At 66.1% G+C, this 20500-nt stretch carries 21 protein-coding genes; 14 read left to right on the top strand and 7 right to left on the bottom strand.

What is annotated here, in order from left to right:
- Positions 1-3: 3 nt before the first annotated feature.
- Positions 4-606, bottom strand: coding sequence for a GTP cyclohydrolase I FolE (gene folE, locus EO141_RS19455; RefSeq protein WP_104543982.1), 603 nt, complete (start codon positions 604-606; stop codon positions 4-6).
- Positions 607-737: 131 nt separating this feature from the next.
- Here folE and EO141_RS19460 point away from each other — a divergent pair, with 131 nt between their 5' ends.
- From EO141_RS19460 to EO141_RS19480, 5 genes are all read left to right on the top strand, one after another.
- On the top strand, positions 738-1193 hold the full coding sequence (locus EO141_RS19460; RefSeq protein WP_104586048.1) for a MarR family transcriptional regulator: 456 nt from the start codon (positions 738-740) through the stop codon (positions 1191-1193).
- 94 nt (positions 1194-1287) lie between these two features.
- Positions 1288-1506 (top strand): DUF1656 domain-containing protein, encoded by a 219-nt coding sequence (locus tag EO141_RS19465; RefSeq protein WP_024939640.1) that lies wholly within the window; start codon positions 1288-1290, stop codon positions 1504-1506.
- Entirely contained in the window at positions 1503-2426 is a 924-nt protein-coding gene (locus EO141_RS19470; protein WP_164739332.1) for an efflux RND transporter periplasmic adaptor subunit, read from the top strand. The genes EO141_RS19465 and EO141_RS19470 overlap by 4 nt, the downstream gene beginning before the upstream one ends.
- Positions 2423-3883 (top strand): efflux transporter outer membrane subunit, encoded by a 1461-nt coding sequence (locus tag EO141_RS19475; RefSeq protein ID WP_127170024.1) that lies wholly within the window; start codon positions 2423-2425, stop codon positions 3881-3883. Before EO141_RS19470 ends, EO141_RS19475 begins: the two co-directional genes overlap by 4 nt.
- Positions 3880-6072 carry an FUSC family protein gene (locus tag EO141_RS19480; protein ID WP_127170025.1) on the top strand — a complete coding sequence of 731 codons (2193 nt, stop codon included), beginning with the start codon at positions 3880-3882 and terminating at the stop codon, positions 6070-6072. The genes EO141_RS19475 and EO141_RS19480 overlap by 4 nt, the downstream gene beginning before the upstream one ends.
- A 236-nt stretch (positions 6073-6308) precedes the next feature.
- On the opposite strand, the gene EO141_RS19485 is transcribed toward EO141_RS19480, so the two are convergent.
- Complete coding sequence (locus EO141_RS19485) at positions 6309-7670, bottom strand: MFS transporter (RefSeq protein ID WP_024939637.1); 1362 nt, start codon at positions 7668-7670, stop codon at positions 6309-6311.
- A 187-nt stretch (positions 7671-7857) separates the two neighbouring features.
- Positions 7858-8751 (bottom strand): LysR family transcriptional regulator, encoded by an 894-nt coding sequence (locus EO141_RS19495; RefSeq protein WP_127170026.1) that lies wholly within the window; start codon positions 8749-8751, stop codon positions 7858-7860.
- Positions 8752-8850: 99 nt separating this feature from the next.
- On the opposite strand from EO141_RS19495, the gene EO141_RS19500 reads away from it, so the two are divergent.
- Together EO141_RS19500 and EO141_RS19505 are read left to right on the top strand one after the other, a co-directional pair.
- On the top strand, positions 8851-9690 hold the full coding sequence (locus tag EO141_RS19500; protein ID WP_127170027.1) for an SDR family oxidoreductase: 840 nt from the start codon (positions 8851-8853) through the stop codon (positions 9688-9690).
- 149 nt (positions 9691-9839) lie between these two features.
- The gene (locus tag EO141_RS19505; RefSeq protein WP_164739333.1) at positions 9840-11105 is read left to right on the top strand and encodes a phospholipase D-like domain-containing protein; all 1266 of its coding nucleotides are present in this window, start codon (positions 9840-9842) and stop codon (positions 11103-11105) included.
- A gap of 42 nt (positions 11106-11147) precedes the next feature.
- Here the strand turns inward: EO141_RS19505 and EO141_RS19510 are convergent, their stop codons facing one another.
- Positions 11148-11684, bottom strand: a complete 537-nt coding sequence (locus tag EO141_RS19510; RefSeq protein WP_127170028.1) for a hypothetical protein — start codon at positions 11682-11684, stop codon at positions 11148-11150.
- Between the two features lie 267 nt (positions 11685-11951).
- Here EO141_RS19510 and EO141_RS19515 point away from each other — a divergent pair, with 267 nt between their 5' ends.
- The 4 genes from EO141_RS19515 to EO141_RS19530 all read left to right on the top strand — a co-directional run bounded on the left by EO141_RS19515 (position 11952) and on the right by EO141_RS19530 (position 14062).
- On the top strand, positions 11952-12158 hold the full coding sequence (locus EO141_RS19515; protein WP_126945522.1) for a hypothetical protein: 207 nt from the start codon (positions 11952-11954) through the stop codon (positions 12156-12158).
- Positions 12145-13257, top strand: coding sequence for a type II toxin-antitoxin system RelE/ParE family toxin (locus tag EO141_RS19520; protein ID WP_127170029.1), 1113 nt, complete (start codon positions 12145-12147; stop codon positions 13255-13257). Before EO141_RS19515 ends, EO141_RS19520 begins: the two co-directional genes overlap by 14 nt.
- A gap of 137 nt (positions 13258-13394) precedes the next feature.
- Positions 13395-13649, top strand: coding sequence for an Arc family DNA-binding protein (locus tag EO141_RS19525; protein ID WP_102582218.1), 255 nt, complete (start codon positions 13395-13397; stop codon positions 13647-13649).
- A complete protein-coding gene (locus tag EO141_RS19530) occupies positions 13646-14062 on the top strand; it encodes a type II toxin-antitoxin system VapC family toxin (RefSeq protein WP_102582219.1) in 417 nt (138 codons plus the stop codon). Before EO141_RS19525 ends, EO141_RS19530 begins: the two co-directional genes overlap by 4 nt.
- A gap of 124 nt (positions 14063-14186) precedes the next feature.
- On the opposite strand, the gene EO141_RS19535 is transcribed toward EO141_RS19530, so the two are convergent.
- Positions 14187-14675, bottom strand: coding sequence for a hypothetical protein (locus tag EO141_RS19535; RefSeq protein WP_127170169.1), 489 nt, complete (start codon positions 14673-14675; stop codon positions 14187-14189).
- 700 nt (positions 14676-15375) lie between these two features.
- On the bottom strand, positions 15376-16236 hold the full coding sequence (locus tag EO141_RS19540; protein ID WP_127170030.1) for a DUF2971 domain-containing protein: 861 nt from the start codon (positions 16234-16236) through the stop codon (positions 15376-15378).
- Positions 16237-16514: 278 nt separating this feature from the next.
- Here EO141_RS19540 and EO141_RS19545 point away from each other — a divergent pair, with 278 nt between their 5' ends.
- Positions 16515-18134: an alpha/beta hydrolase-fold protein gene (locus EO141_RS19545; RefSeq protein ID WP_127170031.1), complete on the top strand. Its 1620-nt coding sequence runs from the start codon at positions 16515-16517 to the stop codon at positions 18132-18134.
- 82 nt (positions 18135-18216) lie between these two features.
- Here the strand turns inward: EO141_RS19545 and EO141_RS19550 are convergent, their stop codons facing one another.
- Positions 18217-18618 (bottom strand): antitoxin Xre/MbcA/ParS toxin-binding domain-containing protein, encoded by a 402-nt coding sequence (locus tag EO141_RS19550; RefSeq protein ID WP_126968946.1) that lies wholly within the window; start codon positions 18616-18618, stop codon positions 18217-18219.
- Between the two features lie 312 nt (positions 18619-18930).
- On the opposite strand from EO141_RS19550, the gene EO141_RS19555 reads away from it, so the two are divergent.
- Both EO141_RS19555 and EO141_RS19560 read left to right on the top strand, forming a co-directional pair.
- Positions 18931-19386 carry a hypothetical protein gene (locus tag EO141_RS19555; RefSeq protein WP_164739334.1) on the top strand — a complete coding sequence of 152 codons (456 nt, stop codon included), beginning with the start codon at positions 18931-18933 and terminating at the stop codon, positions 19384-19386.
- A 337-nt stretch (positions 19387-19723) separates the two neighbouring features.
- Positions 19724-20482, top strand: coding sequence for a hypothetical protein (locus EO141_RS19560; protein WP_127170170.1), 759 nt, complete (start codon positions 19724-19726; stop codon positions 20480-20482).
- Positions 20483-20500: the final 18 nt, after the last annotated feature.

A 20500-nucleotide genomic window follows, 5' to 3' on the forward strand; every position in this document is an offset into this window, starting at 1 on the left:
GCCTCAACGCTTGCCGCCCACTTCGATGAACTGCAGGAATTCGGCGCGGGTACGCGCGTCTTCGCGGAAGCTGCCCAGCATCTTGGAGGTCACCATGCTGACGCCGCGCTTGTGGATGCCGCGGGTGGTCATGCACTCGTGCGCGCCTTCCACCACCACGCCGACGCCGCGCGGCTGCAGCACGTCCTGGATGCACTGGGCGATCTGCGCGGTCATCTTTTCCTGCACCTGGAAGCGCCGCGCATAGCTTTCCACCACGCGCGCCAGCTTGCTGATGCCGACCACCTTGCCGCGCGGCAGATAGCCCACGTGCACCTTGCCGATGATCGGCGCCATGTGGTGCTCGCAGTGGCTTTCGTAGGAGATGTCGCGCAGCACGATCAGCTCGTCGTAGCCGGCCACCTCTTCGAAGGTGCGTTCCAGGTATTCGCGCGGTTCCTCGCGGTAGCCGCTGAACCAGTCGCCATAGGCCTCGGCAACCCGGCGCGGGGTATCCAGCAGGCCTTCGCGGGCCGGGTCTTCGCCGGCCCAGCGCAGCAGGGTGCGCACGGCATCTTCGGCCTGGGCCTGGGTGACGGGGGAATCGGGCTGGTCGGACTGGCTCATGCGCAGGTGCACCCAAAGGGGGCGAGCATGGTACCCGAGGACGGGCCGGCCACCCCAGTGGCGGTTGCGCCGGCGTGCGCGGGCTTTAGTGACTATTGATTCATTGTTGAATTGATAGCATCCTATCTATTATGACGAACAGCGTTCTCTCCTCCCGTGCCCAGCTCAGTTCCGGTCTGCTGGTCGCCGCCCGCCAATGGCAGCGGCTGGCCGACCAGGCATTTGCCGACTTCGGGCTGTCCAGCGCCTGCACCGGGCCGTTGCTGATGATCGGCCGCTCCGGCGGCGGTATCCGCCAGGTGGCGCTGGCCCAGCAACTGGGCATGGAAGGCCCCTCCCTGGTGCGGCTGCTGGACAAGCTGTGCGCGCAGGCATTGGTACGCCGGCAGGCCGACAGCAGCGACCGCCGCGCCAACCAGCTGTGGCTCACCGACGCAGGCCAGGCGTTGGTCGGGCGCATCGAGATCCGCCTGGATGCGCTGCGTGCGGAGGTGTTCGGCACGCTCAGCGAAGCGCAGGTGCAGGTGGTGCTGACCCTGTGGGAGCAGATCGCGCAGGCGCATGCGCGGCTGAGTGGGTCCGACTGAGTCAGTTGTAGGGCGTCGTGCTGCGACGCGTGTAGTGCCTTGCCGATGTCCTGGCGCGCGCGGCGCCGGGGCGTCGTTGTTTTCCTTACCCAGGATGTGCCCGATGTACGGCGAATTCAGTCTCTACGGTGTGTTCGTTCCCACCTTGCTGGCGTTGATGACGCTGGCCTACCTGCTCAACAGCGCCATCGGTGCGCTGCTGACCCGGGCCGGCGCCTACCGGCACATCTGGCACCCGGCGCTGTTCAACCTGGCGCTGTACATCGCGCTGCTGGGTGGCCTGTTTTCCCTGACCCGTTGGATGCAATCGTGAAAAAGCTGATCAAGACCGCGGGGCCGGCGCTGCTGACCCTGGCGATGGTGGTGGTGGCCGCGGTGGTGCTGCAGCACCTGTGGCGTTATTACATGGAGGCGCCGTGGACGCGCGATGCGCACGTGGGCGCCGATGTGGTGCAGGTGGCGCCGGATGTGTCCGGGCTGGTAGAGCAGGTGGCGGTGGCCGACAACCAGGCGGTGACGCGCGGGCAGTTGCTGTTCGTGGTGGACCGTGCGCGCTATGCGATCGCGCTGGAACAGGCGCGCGCCGCGCTGGCCGAGCGCCAGGCCACCTTGAACCAGTTGCGCCGCGAGATCGCGCGTGACCGCAGCCTGCAGGACCTGGTCGCCGCCGAAGATGCCGAGGTGCGCCGCTCCAATGTGCAAAAGGCGCAGGCGGCGGTGGCCACTGCGCAAGCGGCGGTGGACCTGGCCCAGCTCAATCTGGACCGCACCCAGGTGCGCAGCCCCGCCGACGGCCACATCAGCGACCGCACCGTGCGCGTGGGCGATTACGTCAGTGCCGGGCGCCCGGTGGTGGCGGTGCTGGATACCGGCTCGTTCCGCGTCGATGGCTATTTCGAGGAGACCCGCCTGCAGGGCGTGCATGCCGGCCAGCGCGTGGACGTGCACCTGATGGGTGAGCCGGCCACCTTGCACGGGCATGTGCAGAGCATCGCCGCCGGGATCGAGGACCGTTACCGCAGCGGCAGCGCCGGCGCCTTGCCCAACGTCACCCCGGCGTTCGACTGGGTGCGGCTGGCGCAGCGCATCCCGGTACGCATCGTGCTGGACCAGGTGCCGGCGCATGTGCAGCTGATCGCCGGGCGCACCGCCACCGTGAGCATCCTGCCGGACGCCGTGCGTGACGCTGCCGCCAGCGCGCCTGCCCGCGTGCAGGCCAAGGCCGCGCCATGAACCGCAGCGTCTTGCGTCCTGTGGGATTGGCCGCAGTGCTGAGCGCCCTGAGCGCTTGCAGCACGGTCGGCCCGAACTACGCCGTGCCGGACGATTCGGCCTACCAGCGTCCGGCCGCCAACGCGGCGTTTGTCGACACCGGCAACGCCCAGGTGCAGGCCGGCGCGCCGCTGCCGGCACGCTGGTGGGCGCTGTATCAGGACCCGATGCTGGACCGCCTGATCGAACAGGCCTTGCGCGACAACGTCGAGTTGAAGGTGGCCGGTGCCAACCTGCGCCGCGCCGCCGCGGTGTACGAACAGGCGCTGGACGCGGGCGGTTTCGATTACGAGGTGGACGCCGGCGTCAGCCGCGCGCAGGTCTCGGCCGAGGCGTTCCTGCAGCAGGAAAAGCTGCCGGTGTTCAACCTGGCCGATGGCAAGCTCGGGGTGTCGTATCAGTTCGATCTGTTCGGCAAGCTGCAACGCGGCGCCGAGGCCGCGCAGGCCGATACGCAGGTCGCCCAGGCCGCGATCGATCTGGCGCGCGTCAACGTGGCCGCGCAGGTCGCCGGCAGTTACGTGGAGATCTGCCACGCCAACCACGAGCTGCACGTGGCCGAGCATTCGCTGCAATTGCAGCAGCGCAGCCGCGACATCACCCAGCGCCTGATCGCTGCCGGCCGTGGCACCCCGCCCGATCTGGCACGCGCCACCGCACAGGTGGCGATGCTGGAAGCGGCGCTGCCGCCGCTACGCGCGCGCCGCCAGGCCGCCGGGTATCAACTGGCCGCGCTGCTCGGCAAGACGCCCGGCGAGGTGCCGGCCGGCGTGGACGGCTGTGCGCACGCGCCGGCCTTGCAGCGCCCGATTCCGATCGGCGACGGCCGCGCGCTGCTGGCGCGTCGCCCGGATGTGCGCCAGGCCGAACGCCGGCTGGCGGCGGCCACCGCGCGCATCGGCGTGGCCACCGCCGAGCTGTATCCGGAGATCCGCCTGGGCGGCTCGATCGGTGCCACCGGCCTGCTGGCCGATGTCGGCGAGCCGGCCACGCATGCCTGGTCATTCGGCCCGCTGATCTCCTGGACGCTGCCCTCCAGCGGTGCGCGTGCGCGCGTGCGCGCCACCGAGGCCGGCGCCGACGCGGCGCTGGCGCAGTTCGACCACACCGTGCTGCAGGCGCTGCGCGAAGTGCAGACCAGCTTGTCGCGCTATGCGCAGGACCTGGACCGCCTGCACCTGCTGGAGCAGGCGCAGCAACAGGCCGAGCTGGCGTCGGCGCAGAACCGGCGCCTGTATCAGGGCGGGCGCACGCCGTATCTGTCCAGCCTGGATGCCGAGCGCACGCTGGCCACCGCCGACATGACGCTGGCCAATGCGCAGGCGCAGGTCTCGCAGGATCAACTGCAGCTGTTCCTGGCGCTGGGCGGCGGTTGGGAAGCGACCGCCGGCCGCACCGACGCCACGGCCGCACGATGAGTGCGCTGCTGCGCGATCGCCAGGCCTGGCTGTTTTCGGCCAAGACCTTCGCCGCCTCGATCGCGGCGTTGTACGTGGGGCTGGCCGGCAATCTGTCGCGGCCGTACTGGGCGATGGCCACGGTCTACATCGTCTCCCAGCCGCTGCTCGGCCCCACCCGCGCCAAGGGCGTGTACCGCGTGCTCGGCACCTTGCTGGCCGGCGCGGCGACCCTGGTGATGCTGCCGAACCTGGTGGAGACGCCGCTGCTGCTCAGTGCGGCGATGGCGCTGTGGCTGTCGGCCTGCCTGTTCCTGGCGCTGCTCAATCGCGGCCCGCGCGGCTATGCGTTTCTGCTGGCCGGCTACACCACCGCCTTCATCGGCTTCCCGGCGGTGACCGCGCCGGAAGGCATCTTCGACACCGTGGTGGCGCGCAGCGAGGAGATCATCCTGGGCACGGTGATGGCGGTGCTGTTCGCCGCGCTGGTGTTCCCCGCCTCGGTCAAGCCGATGCTGACCGGGCGCATCGGCAACTGGATGCGCGACGCCGCGCAATGGTGCCGGCAGGTGCTGCAGCGCGGCCCAGCGCAGGCACCGCGCAACCGGCTGGCCGCCGATCTGGTGCAGTTCGAGGCGCTGATCGCCTTCGTGCGCCACGACGACCCGCGCCATGCCGGCACCGCCCCCACACTGGAGCAACTGCGCGCACGCATGCTGATGCTGCTGCCGGTGCTGTCGTCGGTGGCCGACCGGCTGGATGCATTGCAGCGCGATGGGTCGGCGTTGCCGCCCGAGACGGCAACGCTGCTGGAGGATGTCGCGGCCTGGGTGGACCAGGGCGAGGACGCCCGCAGCGATGCGGACGTGGACGCCTTGCGTGCACGCATCGCCGCCCTGCGCCCGGTGGTGGATCAGGACATCGAACATCTGCTGCTGGCGAGCCTGCTGTTGCGGCTGGAAGAGCTGCTCGACCTGTGGCAGGACTGCCGCGCGCTGCAGCAGGCAGTGGTGCACGGCACCGCGATGCCGGTACTGCGGGCCATGCCGGGGACTGCGCGACAGCCTGCAACGGCCCAATCACCCGGGCAAGCCGCGGCGGTGCAGGGCGTACCCGCCACGCGTTCGCGCATGCAAGCGTCATTGCGACAGCGCCTGGGTTGGTCACGATCCGACACACCCGTACCTGCCAGCAGCAGCCGCCATATCGATTTCGGCATGGTCGCGTTTTCCGCCCTGAGCGCGGGCGTCGCGCTGATGGCGTACTGCGTGCTGTGGATCGGCATCGGCTGGGAAGGCGGCGGCAACGGCGCGATGATGGCCGCGGTGACCGCCGCATTCTTCGCCGCGCAGGACGACCCGGCGCCGAGCATGCTGTCGTTCCTGGCCTGGGCGGTGGTGGCCAGCGTGGTTGCCGGCATCTATCTGTTCGGCATCTTCCCGGCCATCCACGATTTCCCGATGCTGGTACTGGTGCTGGCGGCGGTGTTCCTGCCGATCGGCGCATTGCTGCACCGCCCCAAGACCATGCTGATCGCGCTGCCGCTGGTGGTGAACCTCACCGCGCTGTTGAGCCTGCAGAACACCTACAACGCCAATATCCAGAGCTTCGTCAACGCGGCGGTGGCGATGGTGCTGGGCATTGGATTTGCGGTGGTGCTGACGCGGCTGTTCCGCTCGGTGGGTGCCGAATGGAGCGCGCGCCGGCTGGTGCGCCAGGGCTGGCGCACGCTGGCCGAGGCCGCCGACGGCCGCGGCGCACAGGACCGGCAGCACTTTGCCGCCCGCATGCTGGACCTGCTTGGCCTGCTCGCACCACGGCTGGCCCTGACGCCGGAAGGCAGCGACCTGGCCTCGGTGGACATGCTCAACGAAGTGCGCGTGGGCTTGAACATCCTGCAACTGCGCAGCGCGCGGCACGGTTTGCCGCAGCCGAGCATCGAGGCGGTGAACGCGATCCTGGTCGATGTTGCCGCGCACTACCGGCAACAGATCGCGCACAAGCGCCCGCTGCCTGCGCCGGATGCCTTGCGTGCGCGGCTGGATGCCTCGCTGGCGCACGTCGGCAAGGTGCCGGCGGGTGCGCATCGCGATGAAGCGCTGCTGGGGTTGATCGGGCTGCGTTACAGCTTGTTTGCGCAGACGGCGCCGCACACCCAGAGAAACACCGGTACCGCGCCGCCATTGGCCCCTCTCCCTGCGGGGCGATAAGGCACTGCCTGCGCGCCACGGGTGCGCGTGCCCTGGAGCGCCCGCGCGGCTGGCGCGGGCCGGGGCGCGGGGGTTGCGGTGAGGGGACGAGGCGAAGCCACTCGCGGTAGGTAAATGACACGAGGCGTCGCACGTCCCCTCATCCGCCCTTCGGGCACCTTCTCCCGCAGGGAGAAGGAAGCTCAACTCCAGCAGGGAGAAGGGCGCTCAACGCCCGACGGGAGAAGGGCAGAGCATCAGCGCTTGCGCTGATGCATCGCCGCTTCATCGTCCAGCCAGTTGCTGCCCTTGTTGGTCAGGAAGAACATGTACACCACCAACGACACCGCGATCACCGCCGTCGCGTAGATCACGAACTCGCTGACGTGGCCGGTCTTCAACGAGGCCTGGTACAGCAACGGCGCGGTGCCGCCAAAGGCGGAGTTGGCCAGCGCATAGCCCAGGCCCACGCCCAGCGCGCGCACATGGGTGGGGAACAGTTCGGCCTTCACCACCGCATTGATCGAGGTGTAGCCGGTCAGGATCACAAAGCCCACGGTGAGGATCGCGAACGCGGTCAGCCAGTCGGTCTGCTTGGGCAGTTCCATCACCAGGAACCAGGTGTAGAGCACCCCGCCGATACCGAAGAACACCAGCAGGCTCTTGCGCCCGACGATGTCCGACAGCCAGCCGCCCACCGGCTGCATCAGCATCAGCACCGTCAGCGCGACCAGGTTGATGATGGTGCCGGCCATCACGTCGCCACCGGCGAACGCGGTCTGGATCATCTTCGGCCCGGTGACCGAATAGGTGTAGAACGCGATGGTGCCGCCGGCGGTGATCAGGAAGCACAGCAGCAACGGGCGCCATTGGTTGACGAACAGCTCGCGCATCGAACCCGACGCCTTGGCCTTGCCGGTGCGCGAATCGGCGATGGATTCGGAGCTCAGCGACTCGTCCATGGTCTGGCGCAGCCAGAACACCACCAGCGCACCGATGCCGCCCAGGCCGAACGCCACGCGCCAGCCCCACTCGGACACCTGCGGCGCATCGAAGAAATGCAGCATCACCAGCAGCGTGGTCTGCGCCAGCACGTGGCCGCCGACCAGCGTGACGTAATGGAACGAGGACAGGAACCCGCGCCGGCCCGGAATGGCCGCCTCGGACATATAGGTGGCACTGGTGCCGTACTCGCCGCCGGTGGCAAAGCCCTGCAGCAGGCGCGCCAGCAACAGGATGATCGGCGCGGCGATGCCGATCGTGGCCACCGTCGGCGTCACCGCGATGACGAACGAGCACAGCGCCATCATCGACACCGAGATGGTCAACGCCAGGCGACGGCCGTAGCGGTCGGCGAAGCGGCCGAAGTACCACGCACCGATCGGGCGCATCAGGAAGGTCATCGCAAAGATCGCCCACACGAACATCGTGGCGTTCTTGTCTTCCTTGGAGAAGAACTGCGATTCGAAATAGGTGGCAAACACCGAGTAGACGTAGACGTCGTACCACTCGACCAGATTGCCGGCCGACCCCTTGAGCGTGTTGGACACCGAACGGCGAAGGCTACCGGGGGCTGCGCCAGAACCGGCGGCGATCGGAGACGTTGGGGGTGCGCTCATGCAGTCAGAACCTCGTGGGTGGGACACCCGGGAAGTATAGGTGCGTGCTTGTGTGACGCATGTAAGCATTTCGGCGCATATACAGGCGCCGCAACCGGCGTCGGTGCGCGCGCTTCAGCCCGCTCGGAGTCGGCCGCGACGCCTGCGGCCCATCATGGGCGTGACCGCCCTGGATGCCGATCGACGGCTACGGCAACACCTGCCTGAGCGTCTCGATGAATGCGCGCAGCCCCGGCGGAACCTGTCGATGCCCCGGGTAGTACAGCACCAGTCCCGGAATCGCCGGGCACCACTGCTCCAGCACGCGCACCAGCGTGCCGCGTGCCAGTGCCGCCATCGCCGCATGCTCGGGCACATAGGCGATGCCAAGGCCGGCCTCGGCGGCTTCGCTCATCATCAGGAGCTGGTCCAGCGTCAGCCGCCCCGGCACATCGATCGCCACCTCCTGGCCGCGCCGCTCGAACTCCCAGCGGTACAGCCTGCCGCTGGGCATGCGATGCCGGATGCAGGCGTGGCGATGCAGATCGTCCGGCGTGTCCGGGTAGCCGGCACGCTGCAGATACGCAGGTGCGGCCACTGCGATGAAACGCGTCTGCCCACCAAAGGGCACTGCAATCATGTCCTGCGGTACCGACTCGCTCAGGCGAATGCCGGCATCGAAGCCGGCCGCCACGATGTCCACCAGCCGCCCTTCGCTCACCAGGTCCACCGACAGCGCCGGATGACGCGCCAGCACCTGCGGCACCACCTGCTGCAACAACAGCCGCACCACCACTTCGGGGGCATTGATGCGCACCGTGCCGGTGGGCCCGCTCCGGAAGGCATCCAGTTCGCCCAGCGCCTGTTCGACGTCCTGCAATGCGGGCACCAACTTGGCGTAGAGCCGTTCGCCTGCTTCGGTCAGCGACACGCTGCGCGTGGTTCGATGCAGCAGGCGCACGCCGAGGTTGCGTTCCAGTGCGCTGATCAGATGGCTGAGCGAGGACGGTGCCAGCCCCAGCTCGGCGGCCGCACGCCGAAAGCTGCGATGCACCGCGACGCTGGTGAACGCGGCCAGGTCATTGAAGGTCGGCTTGGGCATTGGTGGCTATTTCACATCAACTCATTCGGATTCTATGGCATAGACCCATCAATTCCCCGCGCCTAGAGTGGAATTCCCTTCCACGCAAAGGCCACCCCCATGTCCCGGACCTGGCTCATCACAGGCGCATCCTCCGGCTTCGGCCGCGGCCTGGTCGAAACATTGCTGGCGCGCGGCGATCGCGTCGCAGCCACCGTGCGGCGCGCAGAAGCGCTTGCCGATCTGCAGGCCGCGCACGGCGACGCATTGACCGTCCTGCAGCTGGATCTGCGCGACAGCGCAGCGGTGCGCGAGACCGTCACCCGGGCCTTCCAGGCCCTGGGCAGGATCGACGTGCTGGTCAGCAACGCCGGCTACGGCACGCTCGGTGCCGCTGAGGCCGCCACCGACGCGCAGGTGCGCGATCTCATCGACACCAACCTCATCGGCTCCATCACGCTGATCCAGGCCGCGCTGCCGCACCTGCGTCGCCAAGGTGGCGGGCACGTGGTGCAGGTGTCGTCAGAAGGCGGCCAGATCGCCTACCCCGGCTTCAGCCTGTATCACGCCAGCAAATGGGGCATCGAAGGCTTCATCGAAGCCGCCGCGCAGGAAGTGGCCGGCTTCGGCATCCACTTCACCCTGGCCGAACCCGGCCCGGCACGCACCAACTTCGGCGCCTCGCTGGTCAGGACCGACATCCCGTCCGACTACCGCGGCACACCGGTCGACACACTCGGCCGCGCGCTGGACGACGGCAGCTGGGTCATCGTCGGCGACCCGCAGCGCATGGTCGCGGCCATGATCGCCTGCACCGAGGCATCCCCCCCGCCGTTTCGGCTGGTCATGGGCACGGCGGCCTACCACGCGATCCGCGAAGCGTTGACCACGCGGCTGGCTGCGCTGGAAGACCAGCGCGACATCGCGTTGTCCACCGACAGCCCGGCTGCCGCCGGATGAGGCAGCGACGCTGCAGCGCGCGCGTTCTGCAGCGTCACCAGCGCCGATCCGCGGCTGGCGCCCCACCCTTCACGGCCCCCATGCCGCCCGGCTTGCCAGAATGCCGGCCGCTTGGGGCCGTCGATGGCAGGGGAACAGGGGTTGGATGCATGACATGGATCATCGTGGCCACGGTCGTCACCACGCTGGTGGTGGGGCTGCTGCTGCTCAACTTCGCCACGCCCGAGAAAAAGCTCGAGCACATCCCCAGCCATTGCTACGACGTGTCCGACCCGCAGTTCAAGCGCGAGATGTCGGTGTTGCTGGGTCCGGCGATCCTGCCCGGCAACAAGATCCAGGTACTGCATAACGGCAGCGAGATCTTTCCGGCGATGCTGGCCGCCATCCGCAGCGCGCAGCGCACCATCACCTTCGAAACCTATATCTACTGGTCGGGCGAGATCGGCCGCGAGTTCAGCCAGGCGCTGTCCGAGCGCGCGCGCGCCGGGGTCAAGGTGCGTGTCACCATCGACTGGGGCGGCAGCCTGAAGATGGATGCGGCGCTGGTCGAGGACATGACCAAGGCCGGGGTGGAAGTGCATCGCTACCGCCCGCTGACCTGGTACAACCTGCACCGCGTCAATAACCGCACCCATCGCAAGCTGCTGGTGATCGACGGCCGCATCGGCTTCACCGGCGGCGTGGGCGTGGCCGACCAGTGGATGGGCGATGCGCAGGACCCGGAGCACTGGCGCGACTCGCATTACCGCATCGAAGGCCCGGTGGTGGCGCAGGTGCAGGCCGCCTTCAACGACAACTGGATCAAGAGCACCGGCCGCGTGCTCAACGGCGCCGAGTACTACCCGGAGCTGGCACCGGCCGGCGACAGCGACGCGCAGCTGTTCGTGGCCTCGCCGGCCGGCGGCAGCGAGAGCATGCACCTGATGTACCTGATCGCCATCGCCGCGGCGCGCAGCTCCATCGACCTGGCCGCGGCCTACTTCGTCCCCGATGCGCTGATCACCCGCTCGCTGCTGGAAGCGCGTGCGCGTGGCGTACGCATCCGCGTGCTGCTGCCGGGCAAGCATATCGATGCGGTCTCGGTGCGGCTGGCCTCCAAGGCCAGCTGGGAACCGCTGCTGCAGGCCGGCATCGCCATCCACGAATTCCTGCCCACCATGCTGCACACCAAGCTGCTGATCATCGACGGCCTGCTGGTCTCGGTGGGCTCGACCAACTTCGACATCCGCTCGTTCCGCCTCAACGACGAGGCCAGCCTGAATGTCTACGACCGTGACCTGGCCGCGCAGATGACCGAGGTGTTCGAGCGCGACCTGCAACGGGCCGAACCGTACACACTGGAGCGCTGGCGCAAGCGGCCGCTGCGGCAGAAGCTGGGCGAGAAGCTGGTCCTTCCGTTCCGCTCGCAGGTGTGATGCAGCGCGGACGCCGCAAGCAGCTGCGGCGCCCGACAACCCTCACGACAGTGGCGGCGGCACCGCGATCGGCGCAGCCTGCAGCCGCAGCTGGCGCAGCAGCCACCACAGCCCGCCCAGATGCACCAGCGAATACAGCACCAGCGCCGCGGCGATGCCCAGCGTCAACGGGCTGGCCTGCGTGCCGGCCGCCGCCGCGCCCGCGCTGAAGGCGCCATCGGCCCAGCGCCAGGCCAGGCGCCCGAGCAGCACCAGCATCAAGCCACCGCCGATCCACGGATTGGGCGTATACCAGCCGCGTCCCTCCACCCATTCGGCATGCGTGTAGCGCAGCGATGCGGCGCCCAGCCCGATGCCGACCAGCGCTCCCGCGGCGATCCCTGGCCGGACCTGCGGCAGGCCATAAACCGCGTATGCCAGCGCCGCCGCGGCAACCACCAGCACCACGGCGCGCAGCGCCGTGCTCACCGGCTTCCAGCGCTGGCGGCCGAAGCTGCGGCGGATGCGCCGGTAGTAGAGGAAGGCGATGGCCGCCATCGACAGATACGGCGTCAGCGGTGCGATGGCAGCAGCGGGCATGGCGATTCCTTTGCGGGGTGAGGTGACCACCGCAGAATGAAACCGCCCCCAGTAGCGAACAAGGTGCCAAGTGTCACTTTCTGCGCGCGCAGGCGGCCGGCCGGGCCGCCGCCGCCACGTCCGGCCATCGCGACGGACCAGAGGCCCTCGCGCAGGACCGCTTCCCTGCCACTGCCAATAAACGCCTCAACCGCGCGCCAGCCATTGCCACACGCGAACCAGAGCCGCACGGGTAGACTTGCCGGCAGAGCTCCCCACCGCAGTGCCATGTCCGCCATCAAGCAAGAAGCCCATACGCTGATCGACACGCTGCCCGAGACGGCAGGATGGGACGACGTGGTTCGCGTCGTGGACACCGCCAGCTTCGAGGCCGCCGTGCTGGAGGGCATGGCCGCAGCGGATCGGGGCGCGGTTGTCGCACCGGCACAGGTGGCGGCAATGTTTGCCAGATGGGGCGTTGATGTTGCGGCGTGACTGGACCGTCCCGGCCGCCAGGCAACTCGCACACGCCCAGGATCACTACCACGCGCTCAGCCCGACCGCCGCCGCCGCGATGGCGCGGCGGGTGCTGGACGCCACCCGCACCCTGGCCGAGCAGCCCGGGCGCGGCCGCGCCGGCCGCGTCGCCGGCACCCGCGAATGGGTGGTCAGGCAAACGCCCTACGTGCTGGTCTACCGCGTGCGCGACGACGCGCTGCAGCTGCTGCACGTCCGCCTGGAGACGCAGGACTGGCTGCCGCGCACCGAGCCGCTGATCGAGCGCATCGAACCGTGGATCGCCGCGCTGATCAGCGCCCTGCTGCATGTGCTGATGCTGCTGATCCTGCTGTCGGCCTCCACGCCCACCATGACCCCGCCGCAGGGCTCGGCCAGCGGTGGCCGCACCAAGGTGGATTTCGTCGGCGACACCTCCACGCCCGACCAGCCGGTTCCGTCGCCGACGCCCACCCCGCCGTCGCCAACGCCCGCGCCCGTGCAGCCGCCACCGGCCGCCTCGCCGGTGCAGTCCACCCTGGTCAAGACCGCCAAGAACCCGATCCCGCCGGCAGGCAACACCCGCCGCGGCGGCCTGGTCGAGCAGCGCCAGACCCAACCGGTGCGGCGCCCCACCCCGCCGCAGCCGCCGGCAGAACCCTCGTCACCGCCGCAGCGCCGCCCCGAGACCTGGACCGGCCGCCCACCGGGCATGCTCGAAGAAGAAGCCGATGCCGCCGAAGACGGCATGTCCAACACGCCCACCATCAGCGAAGGCCGCCGCCGCGACCGCAGCAACGCCCAACCCAGCATGGATGTGGGCGGCTACCAGGTCTATTACGAAGTGCGCAGCGAAACCCAGCTGCGCAACTGGCGCGACCAGGGCATGAAGGAGTTGGCGATCATCCTGCCCGGCACCCAGTACCGCATGGTCTGCCCGCTGGAAGTCGCGCTCAAGCGCGGCTCCAGCAAATGCCGCCTGCTGCCGCCGGACTCGCCGGAGCTGAAAGACATCGGCGATGCCCGCGAGGTCATCAACATGATGGAGGTCTACAAGCAGGGCGAGCCGGTGTGGCGCGGGCCGGGGCCGTATCGGTGAGTGGTGGGGCCAGGTTGGCCCCGGATGCCACTACGGCTGGTGCAGGGATGACTGCTTCGATACCGGGTGTGGTGAAGTTGTCTAAGTGCTTGCACTTCTCTAAAGTGCAAGCAACCTGACTCCACCGGGAGGGCGACATGCCTTCTTTCACCGTCCGCAATATCCCCGATGAGGTGCATCGCGCGATCCGCGCGAGGGCCGCACTCCACGGCCGCAGCACCGAGGCGGAGATCCGCGCAATCCTTGAATCAGCGGCCAAACCGGCAGACCGGGTCAAACTCGGCTCCCTGCTGGTGGACATTGGCCGCGACGCTGGCCTGACAGCAAAACAGGCCGACGCGTTCGACACCTTACGCGACAAGACCGCAATCAAGCCGATCAGCCTGAAGTGATCCTGCTCGATACCAATGTCATCTCCGAGCTTTGGCGGCCTCAGCCCAACCCGAAGGTCGTTGCCTGGATCGATGCGCAGGCTGTCGAGACACTGTTCCTGTCGGTGGTAACGGTGGCCGAATTGCGTTTTGGCATTGCCGTGATGCCCGAGGGCCGCAAGCGATCCACGTTGCATGCACGGTTGGAAAGCGATGTATTGCCACTGTTCAATGGGCGCCTGCTGGCGTTTGATCTGGACGCATCGCACGCATTCGCGACACTCGCATCGAAAGCCAGAGCCGCAGGACTCACACTCGGTCGCGCCGATGCCTACATCGCTGCAACGGCAGCCGCGCAAGGCCTGACCGTTGCCACTCGCGACACGGCACCGTTCGCGGCGATGGCGCTGGACGTCATTGACCCGTGGAGTTGATCCGGCGCGTGCGGTGATAAACCGCCGTTTCGCCCGCTCCTCCAACGTGCTGCTTTGAAAACAGCAGCCGAACGAGCCGACGCTGTCTTCGGCTCGTTCGCCGATTACCCGGCGGTTGCAGACATCAGCGGCCCTGGTCTTTGCCCAGTTTGGTAGCCAGTGCTCCCTTGAACGGCGCCGGATTGCTGGTCACCAGGCAGTTGTAGGGTTTGTCGCTGTTGAGAACCAGTACGGACGACTGCGGCCCCTTGAAATCCAGCCCGACCGAAAACAGCACATAGGTGTCGGGCAGCGCGCTCGGCCGAAACGCGCCGAAGGCATACTCGCCAGACAAACCCAACGGGGATAGCGGCACCGTCAGCATCAGCGGCTGTGTCGCGACAGGTGAGGGAAGCGACGACGAGGCGCTCATGATCAGGGACCGCGCGTCGATGGAATACTTGGTGGTGACCACCATTCCCAGATATTTGGAACTAGCTGCCGCAACCTGCTTGCGACACGCCGCAATGTCTTCGGGCTTCTTGTCCTCCTGGCCGGTTTGCAACGTGGCGAAGACATGGGTCAGCGTGACCTTGTCCGTCCCGGTGACTGGTGCTGCAATGGCAGCATCCATACACAACGCGGCCACGACGAGCGAGAGGCAGCCTGCCGCAAGGGCACCGCGAGAGTTGATTTTACGTGTCATTTCGATCACTCCTTAATGTGTGGTGCAAGATTCCGACAGCGGCTGCTCGCCGGCTGCCGCTTGCGCCTTGGATGGGCAGTCGCAACGGAACCTCTGCATAACGCCAAGCGGCAGATGATCGATTGCGTTAGATGACGACATGCGTGTGTGTGGGAAGCACCACACCTACGCCACCCGGCTGGCCGCGCCGCTTGGTGTAGTCATCGTTGAAGACACACACCTCGCAAACCCGGCAAATCGTCTCAACGACGTCGTTGCGTGATGCAGTGTGGAGTTTGGACGCGAATACGGCTGATCACATACCTTGAATTAGATGTTTGACCGTTATCAGCAAAGGCCGCCGCAGTGGTAGCAACAACGCCTAACCCCGAAATGGAGGTGGGCGGCCACCAGGCCCTTCCAGAAATTGAAAGACATCTTCAACACACGCAACGCTATCAAAATGACGGAGACCCGCAAGCAAGGTGAGTCGATTTAGGATGGATTATGGGTCATATTTTTTAGGGCGTGACCATAAATTATTCATGATTATCCTGGCAACTTTGGCAAAATTCGGATCCATTCGAGCACTCCTCTTAAATATTTAACTCTATATAAATCATCATCCTGACTTACAACGGAACTCGCGTCATCGAATTTTTATTGCACTCTCTTTTACGTGTGCGGCCGGGGCAAAAGCATTTACAGCTTCACGCACAGCGTCTTTGTCTGCGGCTGATATTTTTGGGCCAAGTATAATTTCCATTTCCTCAATAGCCTTATCAGAGATTGGAATGTCAATGTAAAGAGATTCTGGTGGGTTTGAATGTCCAGCCCCCCTCTCCTGCATCATCTTGAGCACCGCATCTCTATATTTTGAAGGATCTTTGGCAAAAATTAGCTTTGGCCCTTCGAACGCCATTAATACGTATCGGTACTCCTCTTGATCTTCCCATTCTCTGGATTTGATACGCGCAATATCAGAGGCACGTCCAAATAATGTTGTTGAAGTTGGATCGCCGCGAGAAAATTTAGAAGCTTCTGCTTCTGGATCATCCACGTAAGAAATTTCCCCTCCGAATTTCTCGGCATTCGCAGACGGATCTGGAACAAGTATGTGCCCATTTCCAAACAGTGTTTTTACCTCAAATGGCGCTTCTACAGCATGGATCATGAATCCATAGCTCTGCGGCACAGATCTCATGCTCCCGTTTGGATGCGTGAAAGATTTTGTTCCAAACCATTCCGTTATTGTTGACCACACAAATGGGGACTTTGAAAACCCAATCCGAACACCTCGACTCATATCACCGTAACGATGCCATAGACCCGAGTGCTCTTTACTCTTTAATGACCAAGAACTTACATAGAAAAATCGAGCGTCTATGTGTTTACTAGAAAATGGGACCTCAGCCGCATCGTCTAAACAATCAGCACGAGTGAAGCGCAGCGTTTTATTTTTTAATATGAGCGGCAATGTACTTGCATTAGTATAGTGATAAACAATCATAGAAGCGCTTTTTTTTTAGAAGATATTGCTCGCAACTTTATCAGAAGTCTCTTTATGACCACAAAGAGACTAGTAACCGGCAAGTAAGAAATGATGGAATCGGTGCTAGCTTGTCAAAGCTGCAGTCGAGGAATTAGACAAGCAAGGCATCCTTAGGTACCTCAAGTCGGATGGGTAGAATTTCCCCGCACTTGAGGTCCAAAGGCACCCGAAAGCAGTTACAGTCTGCGCTAGGCCGTGTGCGCCTGCCCCATCCGGCTACGTTCCAAAGGATCCGCATGTCCCTGCACCCTCTCGCCCCTCGCATGAGTCTGGCCGTTGGCCTGCTGTGCGCCTGCGCTGCGCACGCTGCCGAGCCGGTGGCTGCCCATCGCTTGCTGCGTGTGACGCTGGGTGGGGCGACCGACCAGCCCACCTCCGGCCGGCTGCTGGTGTTTGCCACGCTGGCCAAGGATGCCCAGGCCGAGGCCAAGCAAGGCAGTAAGGACGGCAAGGTGGAGACGGTGGACGCCAACCCGTTCCGCCCCACCGCCACCGCGGTGGCGGCGCAGGAGGTGACCGGGCTCGTGCCGGGCGGCAGCGTGCAGATCGACCTGGACAATATCGCTTTCCCCAGCGGGTTCTCCGCACTGCCGGCCGGCGACTACCTGTTTCAGGCGGTGCTGGATCCGAACCACAGCTACGGCTATCTCGGTCGCGATGGCGGCGATCTGCTGAGCGTGGTCACTCCGGTGACACTGGGCAACAAGACGCCGCTGCCTGCGCTCACCCTCAGCACCCAGCTGCCGGCCTCCGACGACCCGTGGCAGGTCTCGCCGCGCGCGCCGCAAGCCGTACGCGATGCCGTCCCCGACGCCAGGCTGCACAGTGCCGATGCCTCGATGGTGAGCCCTGCGTTGAGCGCGTTCTGGGGCCGGCCGGTCTCGCTGCGCGCCCGCGTGCTGACACCGCCCGGCTACGACGCCAAGGCCGCCACGCGCTATCCCACCGTGTATGTCACCCACGGCTTCGGCGGCAACTACAACCGCTTTGCCGGCAGCATCGCCGCCGCCTGGAGCGCGATGGCGGCCAGGCAGATGCCGCCGATGATCTGGGTGTTCCTGGACCAGTCCACGCCCACCGGCACCCACGAGTTCGCCGACTCGGTCAACAACGGCCCCTGGGGCACCGCGCTGACCGAAGAGCTGATCCCCGCGCTGGAACGCCAGTACAAGATGGACGGCAACGCCCGGGGCCGTTTCTTGAACGGGCATTCGTCCGGCGGCTGGGCCACGCTGTGGCTGCAGACGCGCTACCCAAAGCTGTTCGGCGGCACCTGGTCCACCTCGCCCGACTCGAGCGACTTCCACGACTTCACCGGGCCGGACCTGTACGCGCCCAATGCCAACGTCTACCGCCGCCCGGACGGCAGCCAGTTCCCGCTGATCCGCGACCAGGGCAAGGTGGTGGCCGACCTGGAGACCTTCGCCAGGCTCGAACGCGTGCTCGGCCCGTACGGCGGCCAGCTCACCTCGTTCGAGTGGGTGTTTTCCCCGCGCGGGCCCGACGGCCGCCCGCTGCCGATGTTCGACCGCGACACCGGCACGGTGGACCCGGCCGTGGTGGCCTACTGGCGCACGCACTACGACATCGCCGCGCGCGTGGCCGCGCAATGGCCCACGCTCAAGCCGGACCTGGACGGCAAGATCCACCTGATCGTCGGCACCGCCGACACGTTCTACCTGGATGGGGCGGCGCGCAAGTTCCAGGCGGTGCTGGACGGCCTGGGCGCCAAAAGCGACTTCCGCTACCTGGAAGGCCGCAGCCACTTCGACCTGTACAAGGAGGGCGAGGACAGCAACGCCTTGATGAAGAAGATTGCCTGGGAGATGTACGCCGTAGCGCGACCCAAGCAGTAAGCGCGCCCACGCACGGCCGGCGCTGTCGATCGACGGGCCGGCCACCGGCGCGCCAAGGCGCGCCGTGCAACGCTGTCGATCCTCAGGCCGAGCGCTTGGACAACTCCCACTCCAGCTGCTGCCTGAGCACCAGCAGCAGCACCTGCAGGCGGCCACCGCGCACCAGCGCGGCCGGCGTCTGCCCGTCCAGGGCGTTCATGGGCTTGCGGAACCAGCCGATCAGCGCCTCGTTGTTGCCGCCGTTCAAGGCCCAGGCGTGGCAGACGATCTCGCCCAGGTTCTCGATGCCGGTGCTGCCCAGCAGCTTGAGGTGCTCCGGCGTGAAGGCGAACAGCGTCAGCACCAGCTCGGCATCGGCCGCCTTGCCGTAATCGGCCTCCATCTGCTGGCTGTGCGCGGTGCTGTAGATCAACGCCTGTGCGCGGAAGTCTTCGGCACGCCGCATGCCGGTGAGCAGTGATGCAATGAGGTCGGCGCGTTCCATGGGGCAGTCCAGCGGTGTGATAGCGCGCACGCTATCGACGTTGCCGCCGCCGCTCAATCAGGAGCCTCCTGACAGGCGGTATCGGCGTCAGCGGCCGTTATAGTCCGCGCCGGCCGGCGTGGGCGGCGTCGGTGGCCTGGCGGCAGCGTTGGCGGCCGATTGCTGCTTGCGCGCGGCCGCCGCAGCGGCGTCACCCATTGGCCGTGCTTGACGTGCACATTGCTAGGATTCGGGCGCGTTACTGGCAGCAGCCCGCGCCTGCAAGGCTGCAAGGCTGCAGTATTGGAGTGTCATCTCATGAGGAGTTGTCAGATGCCCTGGAAATCCGCCCTCGCCGTGCTTGCCCTGTCCACCGCCGCACTGCCGGCGCTGGCCCAGTCCGACCGCCAAGTGGTCGAGGACATGCTCACCCGCTCGGCCACTGTCTGCCCCGGCCACAGCACCGACCGCACCGCGCCCACCGTCAAGGCCGTGCCCGTGGGCGCACTGCGGGTGATGCTGGAACGCGGCCTGGTCATGTGCCCCGACCGCCGCCTGGATGCCGCCGCGCCGGCGGTGTTCTACGGCCGCCTGGGCGTGTTCGCCTGGAACCCGGAAGTGCCCGCCGGCAAGACGGTGATCGTCAAGCAGATCGACACCATGACCCGCAACGAGGAATACCCCGCCGAGACGCTGGCGTGGGACGCCAAGGGCACCGCGCTCAAGCAGCAGACCGTGCCGATGTTCGAGCCCAGGCCGGGCGCGGCGGTGTTGTACAAGGTGCGCTAAGTCCAAGGCTCACAGAAGCACTCAGTCCCCTGGCTGCAACGGCTGCGTCCTCTCATTCCAGCTTGCAGCCGCGGCTCGCCTACAAGGATGCCCGCCGGCTGCCGTACCTGACATCGCGCCAGGTGGGGCGGCCGGCGGTCTGCAGGAAAACCGGCCGTGGGCACGGACCGTATTGTCGGCGCATGCGGCGCGCCGTTCTGTCCACTGCCTATACTCGACTTCGGCACCCAGCATAGGAGGATGCATGAGACACCCACTGGCCCTGGCGGGCCTCGCATGCATCGCATTGGGCCTTGCCGTTCCCGGCTGCAGCGCAACACAAACAGGCGCCAACACCATGACCAACGAACAAGGATGCGTCCGGCAACGCGGCGGTCCGCAAGACCCCGGCACCAGCCCGCCACCGGTCATGGAGGCGTGCCTGGGTCCGTACAAGCTGCATATTCCAGCCAACTATTTCGACGACCAGATGGGTCCGAACTTCGATGGTAGCTTCGGGCTATATCTGGAATACCCGGATTTAAATGCGTTTGCTCCTGGCGAACGTGCCCACCTGAAGCTGGACGTGGCCACCCGCACCGTCAATATCGGCTATCGCTATCTCGACCGCGTTGATCCCGATGTGTTTCTTCGGCGGCAGTACACGCCGGACGGCACAGCGCAGGACACCCCAGAAGCGGATATCAACACGCGCATCAAGGGAGCTGAAAAAAACGGGCTCACGCCTTACTACGCCAACATCGCTGCGTACCGCGAGCACTACCTGGCGCAAGGGCTGAAACCATCCAATTCCATCATGGACGCAAGCTACTACAAGGATTGGTATGTCCGCCGCGACGCACAAGGAAACATCGACACCATCATCAAGTGCACGTCCCGCGAGGTCGAACAGTCGGGCGTGGAGGTCCGCGAGGGCAAGCTAGTGCGCAGCAAGGAGCGGGAACTTCCCCGCTGCGAGCACATCTTCGTCATTCCGGAACTGAAGGTCGCAGTGGAGATCGACTATGTGCGCGTTGCGTTGAAGGACTGGAATAAGATCCAGGACCGCGCACGAAGCGCACTGAAAGACTTCATGCCGGCCCGCACCGGCACCTGAGTGCTTTCTAACGACAAG

The organism is Xanthomonas sp. BRIP62415 (assembly GCF_003993515.1).
Classification (GTDB): domain Bacteria; phylum Pseudomonadota; class Gammaproteobacteria; order Xanthomonadales; family Xanthomonadaceae; genus Xanthomonas; species Xanthomonas euroxanthea.